General features: G+C 68.7%; 16 protein-coding genes. 3 read left to right on the top strand and 13 right to left on the bottom strand.

Annotated elements, in window-relative coordinates; all coding sequences use genetic code 11:
* Positions 1-366 precede the first annotated feature (366 nt).
* Positions 367-651 carry a hypothetical protein gene (locus ON31_RS10250; RefSeq protein ID WP_218007307.1) on the top strand — a complete coding sequence of 95 codons (285 nt, stop codon included), beginning with the start codon at positions 367-369 and terminating at the stop codon, positions 649-651.
* A 40-nt stretch (positions 652-691) separates the two neighbouring features.
* Here the strand turns inward: ON31_RS10250 and ON31_RS10245 are convergent, their stop codons facing one another.
* From ON31_RS10245 to ON31_RS10190, 12 genes are all read right to left on the bottom strand, one after another.
* On the bottom strand, positions 692-1,063 hold the full coding sequence (locus ON31_RS10245) for a hypothetical protein (protein ID WP_147287194.1): 372 nt from the start codon (positions 1,061-1,063) through the stop codon (positions 692-694).
* A 102-nt stretch (positions 1,064-1,165) separates the two neighbouring features.
* The gene (locus ON31_RS10240) at positions 1,166-1,936 is read right to left on the bottom strand and encodes a GAF and ANTAR domain-containing protein (RefSeq protein ID WP_051037061.1); all 771 of its coding nucleotides are present in this window, start codon (positions 1,934-1,936) and stop codon (positions 1,166-1,168) included.
* Between the two features lie 116 nt (positions 1,937-2,052).
* Positions 2,053-2,232, bottom strand: coding sequence for a hypothetical protein (locus ON31_RS10235; protein ID WP_039812059.1), 180 nt, complete (start codon positions 2,230-2,232; stop codon positions 2,053-2,055).
* A gap of 98 nt (positions 2,233-2,330) precedes the next feature.
* Complete coding sequence (gene xdhC, locus ON31_RS10230; protein WP_085996377.1) at positions 2,331-3,161, bottom strand: xanthine dehydrogenase accessory protein XdhC; 831 nt, start codon at positions 3,159-3,161, stop codon at positions 2,331-2,333.
* A gap of 1 nt (position 3,162) precedes the next feature.
* Complete coding sequence (xdhB, locus tag ON31_RS10225; protein WP_218007306.1) at positions 3,163-5,790, bottom strand: xanthine dehydrogenase molybdopterin binding subunit; 2,628 nt, start codon at positions 5,788-5,790, stop codon at positions 3,163-3,165.
* Positions 5,787-7,310 (bottom strand): xanthine dehydrogenase small subunit, encoded by a 1,524-nt coding sequence (locus ON31_RS10220; protein WP_039812056.1) that lies wholly within the window; start codon positions 7,308-7,310, stop codon positions 5,787-5,789. Before ON31_RS10220 ends, xdhB begins: the two co-directional genes overlap by 4 nt.
* Before the next feature lie 467 nt (positions 7,311-7,777).
* The gene (locus ON31_RS10215; protein WP_081592342.1) at positions 7,778-8,413 is read right to left on the bottom strand and encodes a histidine phosphatase family protein; all 636 of its coding nucleotides are present in this window, start codon (positions 8,411-8,413) and stop codon (positions 7,778-7,780) included.
* Positions 8,410-10,194: a carbamoyltransferase family protein gene (locus tag ON31_RS10210; protein ID WP_039812054.1), complete on the bottom strand. Its 1,785-nt coding sequence runs from the start codon at positions 10,192-10,194 to the stop codon at positions 8,410-8,412. The genes ON31_RS10215 and ON31_RS10210 overlap by 4 nt, the downstream gene beginning before the upstream one ends.
* Before the next feature lie 83 nt (positions 10,195-10,277).
* On the bottom strand, positions 10,278-11,378 hold the full coding sequence (locus ON31_RS10205) for an NAD(P)/FAD-dependent oxidoreductase (protein WP_039812051.1): 1,101 nt from the start codon (positions 11,376-11,378) through the stop codon (positions 10,278-10,280).
* On the bottom strand, positions 11,375-12,343 hold the full coding sequence (locus tag ON31_RS10200; RefSeq protein ID WP_039812049.1) for a cucumopine synthase-related protein: 969 nt from the start codon (positions 12,341-12,343) through the stop codon (positions 11,375-11,377). The genes ON31_RS10205 and ON31_RS10200 overlap by 4 nt, the downstream gene beginning before the upstream one ends.
* Before the next feature lie 44 nt (positions 12,344-12,387).
* Entirely contained in the window at positions 12,388-12,852 is a 465-nt protein-coding gene (locus ON31_RS10195) for an SRPBCC family protein (protein WP_081592341.1), read from the bottom strand.
* Between the two features lie 299 nt (positions 12,853-13,151).
* Complete coding sequence (locus ON31_RS10190; RefSeq protein ID WP_039812045.1) at positions 13,152-13,655, bottom strand: nucleoside deaminase; 504 nt, start codon at positions 13,653-13,655, stop codon at positions 13,152-13,154.
* A gap of 473 nt (positions 13,656-14,128) precedes the next feature.
* On the opposite strand from ON31_RS10190, the gene ON31_RS10185 reads away from it, so the two are divergent.
* On the top strand, positions 14,129-15,289 hold the full coding sequence (locus tag ON31_RS10185; protein ID WP_051037060.1) for an AbrB family transcriptional regulator: 1,161 nt from the start codon (positions 14,129-14,131) through the stop codon (positions 15,287-15,289).
* Positions 15,290-15,317: 28 nt separating this feature from the next.
* Here ON31_RS10185 and ON31_RS10180 read toward each other — a convergent pair whose 3' ends face one another.
* A complete protein-coding gene (locus ON31_RS10180) occupies positions 15,318-15,788 on the bottom strand; it encodes an RrF2 family transcriptional regulator (protein ID WP_306306412.1) in 471 nt (156 codons plus the stop codon).
* A 96-nt stretch (positions 15,789-15,884) separates the two neighbouring features.
* Here ON31_RS10180 and ON31_RS10175 point away from each other — a divergent pair, with 96 nt between their 5' ends.
* Positions 15,885-17,066: an MFS transporter gene (locus ON31_RS10175; protein WP_039812039.1), complete on the top strand. Its 1,182-nt coding sequence runs from the start codon at positions 15,885-15,887 to the stop codon at positions 17,064-17,066.
* The last annotated feature ends 11 nt before the right edge of the window (positions 17,067-17,077 follow it).

Raw genomic sequence — 17,077 nt, 5'->3', positions numbered from 1 at the left:
GCTATTGTCCCACAAGGAAACTCAGGCGTGACAAAGTGTTACCATCCGGAAATAACCCTTTGATTAGGCTGCTATCCGGCGACAGGGGATATCCCTTTCGCACAGCGGAGATCGAAGGAGAGAACAATGGGATTGCTCGCCGGTCTGATCGACATCGTTGGCAGCCTGCTGCATTTGCTGCTCGGCGGCCTGTGAGGCAGCGCGGGTCCGCACCCCGCGCTGACCGACCCCGATAGGACACGACTACCCGCCCCGCGCCGGATGCGGGGCGCGGGGCGGGTAGATCACATCTCCCCCTTGGTATTTCGGCCCCACCCGGATAGCCCGCCATTGACTCCACGGCCGGTACCCAGCAGGCTGAGCGTCATGCTGCCCCGCCTGACGATCGGTTGTCTGTCCGCCGTGCTCATGCTCGCCCTGACCGGTTGCGGCAAGGAGGAACTCGGCGATCGGAGCGGACCGCCGGACGCCATCCACGATGTGGACTACGTCGAGATCTTCCGCAATACCGACAGTTTCCCGAATATCGCACGAGTGTGCGTGCGCGGAGTAGCCTTCGCGGCGACCTCCACCGGCCGCGGCGAGAACGCCGCCGGCGCGGGTCCGATCGTCCGGGTCACCGAATGGGACAGCTTCTGCGCCGGAAAGTAGCCGCCGACAGACCTCCCGGCCGCCCACCGCGACCGCCCCTTCAGCGAGCCCCCGCGCCGTCCGCCCCCGGGGCACCGCCACCGCGGCGCGCGGTGGCATGGGCGAGCATGGCCAAGCTCGCCTCGTGAATCAGGACGTCCAGTTCGTCGAGCACCGCGGCGACCGCCAGGCTGGCGGTACACAGCTGCGCCGGATCGGCGTCGAGCCGGTCGAATACCGCACGCAATCCGTGTAATTGCAGTCCGGCCTCGAACAGGTGCTGCACCATGCGATCGCTGGCCTCGACGACGACAGCATCGGCGGCGCGGCCGGGCACGAACAGCCGCGGCGACTCCCCTTCCGCTCCCAGGCGGGATCCGGGGACGAAACGGAAGGGCGGTGCGAGTTCGGCCATGGGGGCCTCCGATGTCACGGGCGCGAGAATACGACGGATGCGATTCGCCGGCCACGCTTCCGGACTCGGTGAAAACTTGTGCCCGATCCTACGCGCTCATTCACGCGGCGCACCCCTTCGCTAGCCACCTCGACGCGGTCGCGGGGCGCGGTCGACACCGAAACGCGGTGGGATCGGTTCATTTCCGGTCATGACACGCACCATCTCCGCCGCCAGCCGGGCGAGCTTGACATTGCGCTGATGGGAAGCGGTGCGCAGGACTCCGAACGCCTCCTCGGAGCCGCAGCGACGCTGCATCATGATCATGCCGAGCGCTTGGTCGATCACGGCCCGCGATCCCAGCGCCTCCCGCAGCTGCGCGGTCAACTCGGCTTGGCGGGCGGTGGCCAGGACCGCGTCCAGCAGGACCGCGATCTGCGTGGCGGTCAATTCGATCGCCCCACGCATTGCCTCGTCGAAGCCGTGCACGCGGGGGGAGTACAGATGTAGCGCACCGATGACCGAGCCGTCGGTACGCAGCGGCTCGACGTGAATGGATCGCACGCCGTGCGCGAGCATTCGCGCCGGATACGGGCCCCACCTCCGCTCGGCGGCCGTATCCGGCACCGAGACCGGTCTCCCGGTTTCGATCGTCTCCCGGCACGGGCCCTGCCCGTCACCGTGCGCGGACTCGGCGATCGGCACCGCGCGGGCGATACTCGGACCCACCGTCACGGGACCGGGGTCGCGGTGCAGGGTGACTCCGGCCAGCGGATGGCCCGGCAGCATTCTCGAAGCGGTGTCGGCGAATTCGCCCAGGGTCGCTACCACGTCGCGTGCCGACACCATCACGGCCGTCAATGCGGCCAAACCCCGCGCCAACTCATCCGGCGCGGACCGCTCCTGCGCCATGGGAAGCCCACTCCTCATCCACGAGTCGCGTCGCGTAGCTTTCCGACCTGTGCCTCTCATACCCTGCACACCGAGGAGCAAACCCATACGGCAACGGGGACAATGTAATCCAATAGTCAACAAACGGTATCGACCGCCGCATCGATCAGCCCGTCCAGCGCGGCCAGGGACGATGCCGGGTCACTGTAGGTCAGTTCCGGGCATTGTTCGGACCAGGCCACGAACGCACCGTCTTCCGGCGACCAGCGCACCTGAATGGTGGGCAGCAGTATTCGCGATTTCTCCGCGTCTTGCACCGAGTCCCCCTTTCCGGATCGACTTCCCCTGCGGGTCGTCCCGGCGCCCTGAGACCATTTCTACGGTACGCGTCAAAACTGTTGTTTCGCAGACCTTTTCACATTCCGGCAACACGACTGTCGGCGCGGCGATCATTGTCGAAGGCGCGGAGCAGATCCGCCGCCACGCTCACCGCGATGACGGCCGGCTCTTTCCCGGTGATCTCGGGCAGGCCGATGGGGGTGGTGATCCGGTCGATGGCGGCGGCGTCGTGGCCGCCCTCGGTGGCCAGGCGCTGGCGGAAACGCGCCCATTTGGCCGATGATCCGATCAATCCGATCGAACCGAGTTCGGGCAGGCGCAGGGCGGCGTCGCACAGGGCGGCGTCCTCGGCGTGATCGTGGGTCATGATCAGGACGTGCGTCCCGGGCGGCAGCTCGGCGAGCACCTCCTCGGGCAGCAGCGGCGTGTGGTGTACGTGCACCTGCGCCACCGCGTCCGCGAGCACACCGAGCCGATCCTCGGCGAGCTGGTCCGGGCGAGTGTCGATGAGATGCAGATCGAGTTCGTGGCGAGCCAGGATGCGGGCCAGCTCCCACCCGACGTGCCCGACGCCGAAGATCGCCACCGCGGGCACCACCGGCAGCGGTTCGAGCAGCACGGTGACGGTGCCGCCGCAGCACTGCACCCCGTGCCGGTTGGTGACCTTGTCGTTGAGCGCGAATTCCATCAGCTCCGGCTCCGCACCGGGCGCGAGCAGTTCGCGGGCCCGATCGATGGCGACGGCCTCGATATTGCCGCCGCCGATCGAACCCCAGGTGTGCTCACGCCCCACCACGAGTTTGGCACCGGCCTTGCGGGGCGCGTGGCCGCGCACGGTCGCGACGGTCACCAGCACGCCGGGTTCCCGGCGGGCTCGCAACCGCGCGACCGCGGCGACCCAGGTCATCTCAGGCACCGCTGAGCGCGTCCGCATCGGCATCGGCCGGATTCCCGTCGGCATCGGCCGGATTCCCGTTCGCGCCGGAGCGGCCGTTGCCCGCCGCGGCGCGATCGGTGCCGGGCCGACCGTCGACGGGCGACCCGTCGCCATGTCGGCTCCGGCCGCCATTGCCGTTGCCAGCTTGTCCGTCGCCGACCGACTTCGGCTCGCCCCGGCTGCCGCCGCGACCGTTCGGCCCGGCCACCGCCAATCCGTCAGCGGACGGACCGCCCTCGACCCAGCCGACCGTATGAACGGCCGCCTGCCCGGTGCCCGCCCGCGCCGCCTGCACGGCCCAGTACACCGCCTCCGGCGTCGCGGGCGATGCCAGGTCCACACTCACCCCGCCCGGCCCGAACGCCGCCGCGGCCTGCCGCAGTGCCTCTCGCACCGAGAACGCCAGCATCAGCGGCGGCTCGCCGACCGCCTTGGAGCCGTACACCGCCCCCTCTTCGGTGGCGTCGCGCAGCAGCCTGACATTGAATTCCTCGGGCATCTCCGAGAAGCTGGGCAGCTTGTAGGTGCTCGCCGCCTGGGTCAGCAGCCGTCCCCGACCGGGCCCGTCGCCGGTGTCCCAGCGCAGGTCCTCCAGGGTCAGCCAGCCCGCGCCCTGGACGAATCCGCCCTCGACCTGGCCGATGTCGATGAGCGGGGAGAGGCTGTCGCCCACGTCGTGCACGATGTCCACGCGCCGGATGCGGTACGCGCCGGTGAACCCGTCCACCTCCACCTCGGTCGCGGCCGCGCCGTAGGCGAAGTATTTGAACGGCGAGCCGTGGAAGGTCTTGGCGTCCCAGTGCAATCCCTCGGTCCGGTAGAAGCCGGAGGCCGACAGCTGCACCCGCTGCATGTAGGCGGTGCGCACCAGGGTGTCCCAGTCCAGCTCCGCATCGCTGCCCAGGGCGCGCGCCACGCCGTCGACGATGCGCACGTCCGAGGCGTTCACGCCCAGCTGCGACCCGGCCACCTGCTCCAACCGCGATCGCAGCTGTTCGCAGGCGTTCTTGATGGCGCCGCCGTTGAGGTCGGCTCCGGCGCTGGCCGCGGTGGCGGAGGTGTTGGGCACCTTGTCGGTACGGGTGGGAGCCAACCGCACCTTGTGCAGTGGAATGCCGAGGGTGGTCGCGGCGACCTGCATCATCTTGGTGTGCAGGCCCTGCCCCATCTCCGTGCCGCCGTGGTTGATCAGGACCGAGCCGTCCTTGTAGATCAGCACCAGCGAACCGCCCTGGTTGAAGGCGGTCAGGTTGAACGAGATGCCGAACTTGACATTGGTGAGCGCCAGAGCGCGCTTGGTGTTCGGATGCGCGGCATTGAATTCCGCGATCTCGCGCTGTCGCCGCGTCCAGTCGGCGGTGTCGCGCACCTCGTGCCAGATCTTGCCGATGCGGTCGGTCTGCCCGACCGGCTGCCCGTACGGCGTGGTCTGCCCCGGCCGGTAGAAGTTGCGTTCGCGCAGGTCCGCCGGATCCAGTCCGAGCAGCGGCGCGCACCGGCCGAGGATGTCCTCCATCACCAGCATGCCCTGCGGACCGCCGAAACCGCGGAAGGCGGTGTTGGACACCGTATTCGACTTGGCGATGCGCCCGGCCACCTGCGCGTGCGGAATCCAGTAGGTGTTGTCGATATGGCACAGCGCGCGGGCCAGCACCGGTTCGGACAGGTCCAGGCTCCAGCCGCCGTCCGCGGTGAGGGTGGCGTCCAGGGCCTGGATGTGGCCGTCGGCGTCGAAGCCGATCTTCCAGGAGGCATGGAAGCCGTGCCGCTTACCCGACATGGTCAGGTCCTGAGTCCGGTTGAGCCGCAATCGGACCGGGCGCCCGGTCAGCTTCGCGCCGAGCGCCGCCACCGCGGCGAACCCGTGCGGCTGCATCTCCTTGCCGCCGAAGCCGCCGCCCATGCGCAGGCACTGCACGGTCACCTCGTGGCTGTGCAGGCCGAGCACATGCGCCACGATCTCCTGGGTTTCCGACGGGTGCTGGGTGCTGCTCTGGATGAACACCTGCCCGGCCTCGTCGACCTGGGCCAGGGCGCAGTGCGTCTCCAGGTAGAAGTGCTCCTGGCCCTTGAACTCGAACTCGCCGGTGAAGACGTGCGCCGACGCGGCGAACCCCGCCTCGATATCGCCGCGGATCATGGTGGGCCGCGCCCCGTGGAAGCTCTCGGCCTCGATCGCCTCCCGCAGCGTCACGATGGCGGGCAGCTCGTCGAGTTCCACCTCGACGGCCGCCGCGCCCTCGCGGGCCGCTTCCAGGGTCTCGCCCAGCACCCAGGCCACCGCGTGACCGTGGAACATGACCTCGTCCGGGAACAGCGGCTCGTCGTGCTTCATCCCGGCATCGTTGACGCCGGGCACATCGGCGATGGTGAGCACGCGCACCACGCCGGGCACGGCCAGCGCGGGTTCGGTGCGCAGGGCGGTGATACGGCCGTGCGCCTTCATCACCTGCACCGGATAGGCGTGCAGCACGTCCTTGGTGCGGTACACCAGATCGTCGGTGTACAGCGCGGTCCCGGTGACGTGCAGCGACGCGCTCTCGTGCGGCAGCGGCACGCCGACGACGGGCTTCTCCGGGCGTTCGGACAGATGACTCATGACAGCACCGCCTCGGTGGTTTGCGCGTACAGCTTCCGCAGACTCTGGCCGAGCATCGCGGCGCGGTACTCGGCACTGGCGCGGTGATCGCTCATGGGTGTGCCCTCGGCCTGGAGCACTCCGGCGGCCCGCTCCACGGTGTCGGTCGACCACGGCTGCCCGACCAGGGCCGCCTCGGTGTCGCGGGCGCGGATCGGGGTGGCGGCCACGCCGCCCAGGCCGATGCGCGCCGCGCGGACCGTCCCGTCCTCGAGCTCGAGCGCGAAAGCGACCGCCACACTGGAGATATCGTCGAACCGCCGCTTGGCGATCTTGTGGAATGCGGTGACCGGCGCCAGCGGCAACGGGATGCGCACGGACCGGATGAGCTCGTCCGGCCGCCGCACACTCTGCCGGTATCCGGTGAAGTAGTCGGCGAGGTCGACCTCCCGCTCCCCGTCCACGGAGGCGAGCACCACCGAGGCGCCGAGCGCCAGCAGGGCGGGCGGGCTGTCACCGATGGGGGAACCGGTACCCAGATTGCCGCCGAGGGTGGCGTTGTTGCGAATGAGCCGGGAGGCGAACTGCGGAAACAACTCCGCCAGCAGCGGTACCCGGCCGTCCAGGCGGCGTTCGATCTCGGTGAGCGGCACCGCCGCGCCGATATCGATGTGCTCGGACTCGACGCGCAGCTCCCGCAATTCGGGCAGCCGGTCGATGGCGATGGCGTACTCCGCGCGCCGCGCCCGGATATTCACCTCCACGCCCCAGTCGGTGCTGCCCGCGACCAGGACCGCGTCGGGCCGCTCCCGCAGCAGCCCCACCGCGTCGGCCAGGCTCGCCGGTCGCCGGAAGGTGCGTCCGTCCCGGGTGTACTCGGTGGCGACCGGAGCGGGCGCGGCCTGCTCCCGGCGGCGCGCGAACGGGTCGTCGGTATCCGGTGCGCCGAGCGCGAAGGCCGCGTCCCGGATCGGACGGTATCCGGTGCAGCGGCAGAGGTTTCCGCTCAGCGCGTGCAGGTCGAAGCCGTTGGGGCCGTGCTCGCCGTCGTGCGAGTGCGGTTCGGCGGCAGCGGAATCCGCGACAGCGGCAGCGGAATCGGCGGCGGTTTCAGCGACGACGGCCGCGGCGGACGGGCAGCGGCCGGGACGGTAGTACTCCGAGGCCATGCTGCAGATGAATCCGGGCGTGCAGTACCCGCACTGCGAACCACCCCGCACCGCCATCTCCCGCTGCACCGGGTGCAGTTCGGTCGGCGCTCCGGTCGCGTCGAGGGTGCCGAGCCCCTCGGCGGTGACGATCTCCTGACCGTCCAGGGCCGCGACCGGCACCAGGCAGGCATTGACGGCCACCCAGTCGGTGGGCTGTTCCACGCCCGGTCGGGCCACCATAATCGAACACGCGCCGCATTCGCCCTCGGCGCAGCCTTCCTTGCTCCCGGTGAAGCCGCGCTCCCGCAGGAAATCCAGAACCGTCGTATGGGGTGCGGCCGGGGAAATCGGCGTGGACTTCCCGTTGACCGTGATCCGCGCCTCTACCATGGCACTACCTCATTTCGGTGCATGGTCGATATGAATATCCTAGTCGCCATTTCAGGAGCTTTCTGTTTCGGTGACGCCGCTCGCGAACCCGGAGCGCGTATCCACACGCGGCGACCTGCCGCGGGCGATGACAGAAGATCGAAAAGAAACCGGGGCCACCTACGTGCGCGCCGGAAGATGGGCTGTTCAGCAGCCGTGTGCGACGCGACCCGGGACCCAGACGGTCCGGTGAGCGAGGCGGCGCAGATCGGAGAGGGCAGACATCCGACATCGCCTCCTTTCAGCCGCTCACGAGTCGGTGCGCTTGAAACTACGTTGCGGCGGGCCGCCGGGTCAAGCCGATCGAGTAAGGCCCGTCACAGTCTGTAGGAATCTCCGACAGACGTGCCGCCGATCCCCCTCCGCGTCGATGGATCGCACAAATGGATATGGCGGCAATGTTTCTCACGGTAAACGCGTCGTTGCGTTCACCGGAGGTGGGATGTGTCGTTCAGCAATTGCACCGACGCATTCCCGTTCCCGTAATAGGCCACCGCCGACAGCGACGCGGCCGCGAGTTCCATACGGAACAGCGACGCGGGCGGCGCGCCGAGCGCCAACCGGATCAGGGTGCGCAGCGGCGCGACGTGTGAGACGACCAGGACGGTCTGCCCCGGATACCGGGCCAGCAGCGTGTCCCGCGCCGTGCGGACCCGCTCGGCCACCGCCGCCAGGGTTTCACCCGTCCTACCCGGTACCGCCGTCGGCGAGCGCAGCCATGCCGCCAGCTCATCCGGATGGTCCGCGCGCACCTCGGCGAAGGTCAGCCCCTCCCAGTTCCCGAAATCCGCCTCCCGCAGCCGCGGCTCGACCAGCACCCGCAGGTCCAGCCGGCGCGCCAGCACCTCGGCGGTTTCCAGGCAGCGCCGCAGCGGTGAGGACACCACCGCGTGCACGGGCTCGCGCGCCGCGAGCGACCGCGCGGCGGCCTCGGCCTGCCGCCGCCCGGCATCCGACAGCGCCGGATCGCCACCGCTGCCCGAGAAGCGCCGCTGCGGCGTCAGCGCGGTCTCACCATGCCGGAGCAGCAGCAGGGTGGTGGCCGCCCCGGATTCGAAGCTCATAGCTTCGTGACGAGGTGGTTGCCCAGCACCAGATAGTCGATCTCCGTACCCAGGAAGCAGTTCAACGCGTCGGCCGGGGAGCAGACGATCGGCTCGCCCGCCACATTGAACGAGGTGTTGATCAGGCACGGCACATCGGTCAGGGCGGTGAATCGGCGCAGCAGCGCCGCCAGTCGCGGGGTGTCGTGATCGGTGATCGTCTGCACCCGCGAGGTGCCGTCCACATGGGTCGCCCCCGGGATCAGGTCCCGAAACTCCGGCCGCACGTCGAAGACGAAAGTCATGTAGGGAGAACGGGTTTTGCGTCCCATGTCGAAGATCGCGGGCGCATCCGACTCCAGCACGATCGGTGCGAACGGGCGGAACGGTTCGCGGTGTTTGACCCGAGTGTTGATGACGTCCTTGATATCCGGGAAATGCGGGTTGGCGAGGATGCTGCGATGCCCGAGGGCGCGCGGACCGTGTTCGAGCCTGCCCTCGTACCAGCCGACGACAACCTTCTCGGTGAGCAGCTTGGCCACCTCATCGACGATCTCGCCGTCGTCGAGGCTGGTCCAGGACACCCGGTCACCGAACTCCCGCAGCGCCGATTCGATCGCCGCGTCGCCGAATTCCGGCCCCAGATAAGGGGTTACGGATGGCACGGTGCGCCCGGCGCCCGGTGCACCGTGCCGGAGCCAGGTGTGCACGGCGGCACCGATGACGACGCCGGTATCGCTGGCGCCGAAACTCACGTCCATATCGTCGAATCGGGAGCCCTCGAACAGCGGCGTGTTGTTGAGGCAGTTCAGCGCCACGCCACCCTCGAACACCAGGTGATTCAGGTCGGTCTTGGCCTCCAGCGCGCGCACCTGATGGGCGGTGACGACGCCCAGCATCTCCTGTGCGGCGGCGGCCACCCGGGCCTGGTACTCGAGCGTGTCCTCGAATGGACCGAAGTACCGCTCGAACAGCGGATCGAGACCGCGCGGATCATCCGTCTCCAGCGGCCGGGCGAAGCTGTAGCGCCCGTCGGGGTGCAGTGCGACGAATTCCTCGAGAAACGGATTCGGCACGGGTGGCCGGGCATAGCCGGACAGCCCCATGACCTTGTATTCGTCATTGTTGGGCACGAATCCGAGAAAACGCGTGATCGCGCTGAACAGCAGACCCATCGAATACTCCGCGCCGATCGCCGTCTCGTCGAAGAGATGGATGCGGCCGCCGCGGATCTCCCCCATCAGCGTCGAGAGCACTTCGGCGCGACCGTCGCTGATGAGGAAGGCGGTATCGCGCATACCCGCCACGTAGTACCCGGTCATGGCGTGGGCGAGGTGGTGCGGCACGAAAACCAACTGCTCCGGGGCCGGGATGTGGCCGGTGCGGGCGGCGAAATCCGCCGCGATCGCCTCATGGCCGACGACCTCGGTGTACAGCGCGCCGATAGCGGCCAGCAGGTCCAGTTTCGCCGTCGGCGTCAGCGGCGCGGCCACGATGCCCGACAGCATCTCGTCGAGGACCCGCGGCGAGAAGTCGAACGGGATCGCGATCCGGTCGATATCGGCGAACCGCACGCCCGCCTGTTCCAGGCACCAGGTCACCGCGTTGATCGGGAAGTCGCTGGTCTTCTTCTCCCGGTTGAACCGTTCCTCCTCCACGGCCGCGACCACCTCGCCGTCCACCAGCAGGGCGGCCCCGGCATCGTGACCGAGTAGATAGTGCTTATCGGTGCCGACCGCACCGAACCGCTCGGCGAAGACTTCCGAGACGCGGGTGAATCCATTGCACCCCAGGACAATCATGGCGGCTTCTTTCTGTGCTATCCGGTCGCGGCGGGCGATGGCTGTCCGGCCACGGGCATCGGACCTACCGTGGGTGTGGGTGGCTAACCGGCGGTGTGGGCGCGGCAGCGGTCGGTGGTGAACGGGGCGGGGTCGGTCCAGGGCCGTTCACCGAGGACGAGAGCGCGGACCAGCTCCGCGGCGGCGGGCGCCTGGCACAGGCCCTGACCGGAGAATCCGGCCGCGTAGACGACAGGGCGAGCGGGATCGCGGCCGAGGAAGGCCATACCGTCCGGGCTCACATCGAGGTCACCACTCCATCCCGGCTCCAGCGGATTCCCGGCGAGTGCGGGGAAGGTGGAGGCGAGTCGGCGGGTCACCCGGTCCAGCCACCCTGCCCGGGCCTCGCCCGGCTCGGGACGGCCCATGCCGACCAGAATGCGATCATCCCACCCGCGTATCCGCAGGCCGGACGGGTGCAGGGTCATGGGCAGCGTGGGGATTTCGGCGGGTGCGGCGGTGAGCAGCAATTCCACGGGATAGGTGGTCACCGGCAGCGACACCTCCGCCATGGCGGCGACGGCACCCGCCCAGGGGCCCGCCGCGCACACGATGGTGTCGGCCCGGATGCTGCCCGCGGGCGTGTGCACCCGGCCGTCCGGATCGATGCCGGTGACCGGCGTATCCGTGTGCAGCAGTGCGCCCGCCCGTTGGGCGGCTCCGGCATACCCGCGCACGATGGCCGCCGGATCGCAGGCGTAGGCGTCGGGCGACCAGGCGGCCGCCAGCACGGTGCGCGGATCGACGAGCGGGTTGAGTCGCGCCGCCTCGGTCGCGGTCACGAGTTCGACGCGCACCCCGGCGGCTCGCTGCGCGGCGTGCGTGCGCCGGAAGTCCGCCACCTGGTGTTCCTCGGTGAACAACACCAGAAAGCCGGTCTGCCGCAGGCCGATATCGGTTCCGGTGCGGGCGCCGAACTCGTGGTAGGCCATCAGGCTGCGCACGGCCATACCGCTGATCAGGTCGTTGCCGGGGAAATAGGTCCGCAGCACGCCCGCCGTGGTCCCGGACGCACCCGATCCGAGCGCACCGCGTTCGAGCAGTACGGTTCCGACACCGGCCGCGGCCAGTTGGCCGGCCACCGCCGCACCGATGACGCCGCCGCCGATGATGAGCGCATCGGTGCGCTCGGGCACCCCGCTCACGACTGCTGACCGGCCTGGGCGGGACGCAACTGCCGCAGGTGGTCTCCGGTATCCCAGGGGTACAGGTGCAGATTCCAGCCGCCCAGGCAGTTGACGTAGAGGGCCAGCTGACTCGCCACCGCCAGGAAGTCGTCGCGGTCGAGCCGGTCCAGGCAGGCCAGGAAGCGCTGGGTGAAGTCCCACAGCCGCTCCAGCCCGCAGTAGCCGAGGAATTCGGCCGGAACGCCGACCAGCAGTCGCGCCATCTGCCGCAGCGACTCCATGGGCATACCCTGCACCGCACCCCGGACCAGCCCGCCGTAGCTGGCGTACCCCAGCGGCCGCGTCTCGCCATTGACGAAAAGCACTGTGGGCAGCACGGTTTCGAAGCTTCCGGCTCCGGACGGAATCAAGCCCCGGTGCAGATCCACCAGTTCCGGCGGCACGGTCAGCCAGGCCCGCTCGGTGGCGGCGTGCACATCGTGGATGAGGCGATTCGCCTCGGACTCGACGGCGGTCAGATGCGGAATGCGGTGGCCACCCGCCGTTCCCGCCCGGCGGACCTCCACCAGAATGGTCCGCTTGGTCGCGTAGACCGCCTCCCAGACGGCCTTCCCGGCCGCGGCCAGCGCGGGCATGTCCGCCGTCCGCACCCGGCCCACCGGGGTGGCGGGCATGGGTTCGGTGAGCGTTCCGTACTTGATGCCCAGATGCTGTAGCGCGGAACAGAATACGGTGCCGTCGGGAGCCTCGCGCCGATCCGCGATCCGGGTGGACGCGGGCAGATGCAGCAGCGAGGGGATCGGCGCCACGTGGTACAGGTGCTCGCCCGCCACCAGCGCGTGTCCCTGCAGGCTCCGATAGGGCAGCGCCTCCCACAGCGCGTCGGCCAGTTCCGGATTGCGGCCGTCGAGTTCCGCGGTGACGGTGATACCCAGCTCGGGCCAGGCGATATCGATGTGCCGACCGGACGACGTCTCAGTCACGGTTGTTCCCTTCGTTCTTCGCGTTGTCGCCGCTGCTGGTTCCGCTAGTTCCGCGCGAAATGGTCACGGATGGCATCGGTCTGCTTCGCCATCATGGCGATGATCGTCTCGACTACCTCGGTGTCGGCGTCCTCGGCGATGGTCAGCTCACGGGTCCAGTCGAAGAAGCAGCGGTTCGGGTCGTTGGTGATCGGGCGGACGCGGATGGTCGCGAGATAGCGCTGCACGCCCATGGTCGGTTCGATGGAGCGGTAGGTCTGCGACCGCCGGACCTCGTCGCGTCCGGCGACCTCCTGCTGCACCAGGCCACCGCTGAAGGTCAGCGTGAAGTTGTACTGCGACGGAACCCGTTCGGGCCCACCGTCTCCGACCCAGTGCACGTTCTCGGCGGCGGCGCCGGACACGATCGACACCACCCGCAGCGCATCACGCACCACGGCCCAGACGGTATCGGGATCGGCGTCGACGACCGTCGAGTGGTACATCGTGTGCCTGCGCTGGACCGCCATGAAAACTCCTTGTCCCGCAAGGGGATTCCCTTGCTTCAAGCTTCAACCTGCGTGAGCCAGTACACCGGGGGGCGGGTGGCGGCGGACAGAGACGGAAGGCACGAAGAAGATCACCGGCCGGGACGGGCATTTCGTAGAGTTCTACAACCGGGACGACATTCGTATTCTCCTGCGCCATAACCACTTTCGATAGCGATGTGAACGTTCGCGTGATACAGCGAAGGCGGCGGACGACCCTGGGGTCGTCCGCCGCCTCGGCGTTCGCGATACTCCGGTGACCGATATCCCCGGAACCGGGATCAGTACTCGATCCGGTCGGCCTTGGCCAGCCACGCGTCGAAGGGAGCCGTCCGATTCGGCAGATCCAGCTGCTCGATCCGGGTCGGCCACATCGACTCCGGCTTCTTCTCGAACAGATCGTAGAACTTGCGGTCGTCGAATCCGGCCAGCGCCGCATCGTGCCGATCGGCGGAGTAGACGATCCGGTCGACCCTGGCCCACAGTGCCGACGACAGACACATCGGGCAGGGCTCACACGAGGTGACCAGCACGCAGCCCTCCAGCGAGAAGGTTCCCAGCTCCCGGCACGCCGCCCGCATGGCGGTCACCTCGCCGTGCGCCGTCGGATCCAGCGTCGAGGTGACCTGGTTGTGCCCGATGGCGACCACCTCGCCATCCTTGGCGATCAGCGCACCGAACGGACCGCCACCGTTCGCCACACTCCTGGTGGCCAACCGGATCGCCTCGTCCATCCAGGCACGTTCCAGCTCCTGGATGTTCTGCTCTCGGATCTGTGCGGTCACGGTTACTCCTCGCTGTTGCAAACTCTTCCGTGGAGTACACAGCACACCGCCTGCGATCAGCTAGAGATGGAAGACCGAAGACCACGGCGGTCACGGACCGGCAGTTCGTAGAGTTCTACAAGAGGCGATTCACGGGTGTCACCCGTCGGAAACATCCGCGCGGAGCCCGGATCGGACCCGCCGCTCGGTCGACGAGCTTCCCCATCGGCTAATGTTCAGCTACCTTAATTGGACCGATTTCGACTCATTCTCCTAAATCGACAATTCGGGCGTTTAATTCGTTCGCAACGAGATTAAATGCGAACAACTCGGATCCGAGCCATTCCACTTGGACAGAAACTCCTGTTCGGTAGTACCGTTTCCGCGTACTCGGCGAAATAAGCCGACCTCCGAACAAACAGCGGGTGAACGGTTTTCAACGACGCGAACAGTATCACCGCTATTACCTGGGAACAGGTTGGGCGGATTCCGCTATGAAATTCACCGGTAAATTCGACGCGGTCTGCCGCGTACACGGTCACGCCATCGTCTGGGCGGCACTGCTGGCGGTGCTGCTCGCCCTCGCCGAACTACTGGAGCGGGTGAGTTTCCCGGCCGCGCAGATGGTCCTCGGGCTGACCACGGGCGCAGGACTGGCGCTCACCGGGCGACTGCCCCGACCGCTGCCCCGGCAGGTGTTCATCGGCGTGCAGGCACTGATGGGCGTGCTCATGGGCAGCTACCTGGAACTGCCACTGCTGTCGGCCATCGGCACCGCCATGCTGCCGGTGCTGGGCGTCACCGCGGCCACCCTGCTGGTGAGCGTGCTGGTCGCGCTGCTCTTCGCACGCTGCACCAGGGTCACGCTGCCCACCGCCGTCCTGGGCCTGCTCGCGGGTGGGTCGGCCGCGGTGGTGTCCTGCGCCGACGAACTCGACGCCGATCCCCGACAGGTGGCGTTCATGCAGTACCTGCGCGTCATGCTGGTCGCGGTCAGCGCACCACTGGTGACCGCGCTGCTCAGTGATGACGACACCGGCGGCCAGACCGTCCGGCTCGCCAGCCGGGTCACCAATGCCGAACTGCCGCACTGGATGATCGTCGGCCGCGGGGACCAGATCGCCGGACTCTGCACCGCCGTGCTGCTCAGTGTCATCGGCATCCGTCTGGGCCGGCGACTGCGCATCCCGAGCCCCAGCCTGATCGGCCCCATGCTGCTCACGGCCGCGCTCACCGCACTGGGCCACAGTCACGGCTACGCCCCCACCAACCTGCTGCGCGAACTGCTGTTCATCCTCATCGGCCTCGAGGTCGGATCCCGCTTCACCCGCGCGCTCATCATCGAGATGGCCCGCATGATTCCCGGCATCCTGCTGGCCGTCACCGCCCTCTCCGCCGCCGTCACCGCCCTGGCCTCCCTGCTGTCGCGCTGCGTCGACCTGAAACTCTCCGACCTCTACCTCGCCACCACCCCGGGCGGCATCAACGCCGTCCTCGCCACCGGCGAGGGTATGGGCGCCAACATGCCCCTGATCACCAGCGTGCAGACCATCCGCCTGCTGATCATGGTCGCCACCGTCCCCCTCATCGCCCGCCTACTCCGCCGCGCGGCCCCCGACGCTCGAAACGAAATCGGTTACCGAAGAGAGCAATAGACGCGGGGACCGGATCCGGCGCCCTCGATCAACCAGCCCCGAGCCAGCGCCGTACGTCGAGCATTGCGGTCCCGTCGCTGTCGACGTCGATGGCCTCGGCCAGATCGGCGATGGAGACGCGCGCCAGCGCCGCTTCCCAGGCAGCCTGCGCGTCGGCCATGGCCCGCGCGATGGCACAGGGGCGGACGCACCGCTCCCCGGGAACGGCCAGCGGACCACGCTGACGGATCTCGGCGCAACGGTACGCCGGATCATGCCCTTCGATGGCTCGGACCACCTCGAGCACGCTGATCCGCCCGGCGGCGCGGGTGAGCGCATAACCGCCGACCTGCCCAGCGGTGGAGCGGACGATACCGGCGCGAGACAGCGCTTGGAGGTGCTTGGCGGTGTAGGCCGGTGGAGTGCCGTGCAATTCGGCCAGCCGAGCAGCGGGAACCGGCTCCCGGCTCTGACTGAGGGTGACGCAGCCGTGCAGGGCCCACTCGACACCGTTCGACATCTTCACAAGTCCACCCTAGCCGATCTCGGACATATTCTGTCTGAGTTTGTGATAGAACTCGGACACACAATGTCCGAGATCAATGCTGGAGTCGACATGACACTCACCCACACCCGCACGATCCAGGGGCTGGCGGTGATCGCCCTGTTCGCCGCGGCCGCCAACCTGCGCCCCGCCCTGGCGGCCGTCTCCCCGCTGGTAGACAGCATCCGAGCCGACCTGGGCCTGTCCGCGACCGGGGTCGCACTGCTCACCACCATCCCGACGCTGGCCATGGGCCTGTGCGCACCGCTGGCCGCCTACCTCGGCCGCCGACACGGACTCCAGCACGCCGTGCTCATCGGACTTGTCGTGATCGCCGCGGCTACCGCCGCGCGCGGGCTCGGCACGGCCACCTGGCTGCAACTGAGCAGCGCGGCCGTCGTCGGCACCGGCATCGCGATCGTCCAGACCCTGCTGCCCGCCGTCGTCAAATCCCGATTCGCCGACCGCGCCGCACTGATGACCGGCGTCTACACGGTCGGCCTCGGGATCGGCGGCGCGGTGGCGGCGGGTGTGAGTGCGCCGCTGGCCGACGTCATGCACTCCTGGCCCGCGGCGCTGGCCAGCTGGGCGGTGTTGGCGGCGGCGGGGATCATCATCTGGTCGGTCGCACGGGACTCCCTGCGCCTGGACGATCATCAGGGCCCTGCCGGGCCCGCGACCCGTGGCTTACCCTGGCGCAGCGCCACGGCCTGGCGGATCACCGCGCTGGCAGCGGTCAATTCCGCGCTCTACTACTGCGAACTCGCCTGGGTCGCACCGTTGCTGCGCGACAGTGGTCGCAGCGTGGCCGCGGCCGGAGGCATGCTGACCGCGTTGATCTCCATCCAGGTCGTCGCCATGCTGGCGGTGCCCGCCCTGCTCGGCGAACAGCGGGACCGTCGTATCGGATTGGCGCTCACCATGCTCACCACCGCGGTGGGATTCCTCGGGCTGGCCTACGCACCCGATACCGCGACCTGGCTGTGGCTGGCGGCACTGGGCATCGGCCACGGTGGCCTGTTCACCCTCGTCTTGGCGCTGCCCGTGGTCGCGACCCGAGATCCGGGCGAGGCGGGACGCATGAGTGCCATGGCCTTCTTCATCGGCTACGCCTGCGCCGCGCTGGCGCCGGTCATGGTCGGCGCCCTGCGCGATGGCACCGGGGACTTTCAGCTCGCCTTCGGGCTGCTCGGCGGCCTCGGGCTGCTCATGCTCGCCCCGATCGCGCGCCTGCGCCCGACCCCCACGCACTGAGGGGGCGGACG

Source organism: Nocardia otitidiscaviarum NBRC 14405, assembly GCF_000308635.1.
GTDB lineage: Bacteria > Actinomycetota > Actinomycetes > Mycobacteriales > Mycobacteriaceae > Nocardia > Nocardia otitidiscaviarum.
The sequence above is the reverse complement of the archived record's forward strand: the minus strand, read 5'-3'. Positions and strand labels throughout refer to the sequence as shown.

What these genes read in the sequence shown, in the direction of transcription:
- ON31_RS10250 (WP_218007307.1), top strand. Translation starts at nt 367, where the DNA reads ATGCTGCCCCGCCTGACGATCGGTTGTCTGTCCGCCGTGCTCATGCTC.
- ON31_RS10240 (WP_051037061.1), bottom strand. Translation starts at nt 1,936, where the DNA reads ATGGCGCAGGAGCGGTCCGCGCCGGATGAGTTGGCGCGGGGTTTGGCC.
- xdhC (WP_085996377.1), bottom strand. Translation starts at nt 3,161, where the DNA reads ATGACCTGGGTCGCCGCGGTCGCGCGGTTGCGAGCCCGCCGGGAACCC.
- xdhB (WP_218007306.1), bottom strand. Translation starts at nt 5,790, where the DNA reads ATGAGTCATCTGTCCGAACGCCCGGAGAAGCCCGTCGTCGGCGTGCCG.
- ON31_RS10220 (WP_039812056.1), bottom strand. Translation starts at nt 7,310, where the DNA reads ATGGTAGAGGCGCGGATCACGGTCAACGGGAAGTCCACGCCGATTTCC.
- ON31_RS10215 (WP_081592342.1), bottom strand. Translation starts at nt 8,413, where the DNA reads ATGAGCTTCGAATCCGGGGCGGCCACCACCCTGCTGCTGCTCCGGCAT.
- ON31_RS10210 (WP_039812054.1), bottom strand. Translation starts at nt 10,194, where the DNA reads ATGATTGTCCTGGGGTGCAATGGATTCACCCGCGTCTCGGAAGTCTTC.
- ON31_RS10195 (WP_081592341.1), bottom strand. Translation starts at nt 12,852, where the DNA reads ATGGCGGTCCAGCGCAGGCACACGATGTACCACTCGACGGTCGTCGAC.
- ON31_RS10185 (WP_051037060.1), top strand. Translation starts at nt 14,129, where the DNA reads ATGAAATTCACCGGTAAATTCGACGCGGTCTGCCGCGTACACGGTCAC.
- ON31_RS10180 (WP_306306412.1), bottom strand. Translation starts at nt 15,788, where the DNA reads ATGTCGAACGGTGTCGAGTGGGCCCTGCACGGCTGCGTCACCCTCAGT.
- ON31_RS10175 (WP_039812039.1), top strand. Translation starts at nt 15,885, where the DNA reads ATGACACTCACCCACACCCGCACGATCCAGGGGCTGGCGGTGATCGCC.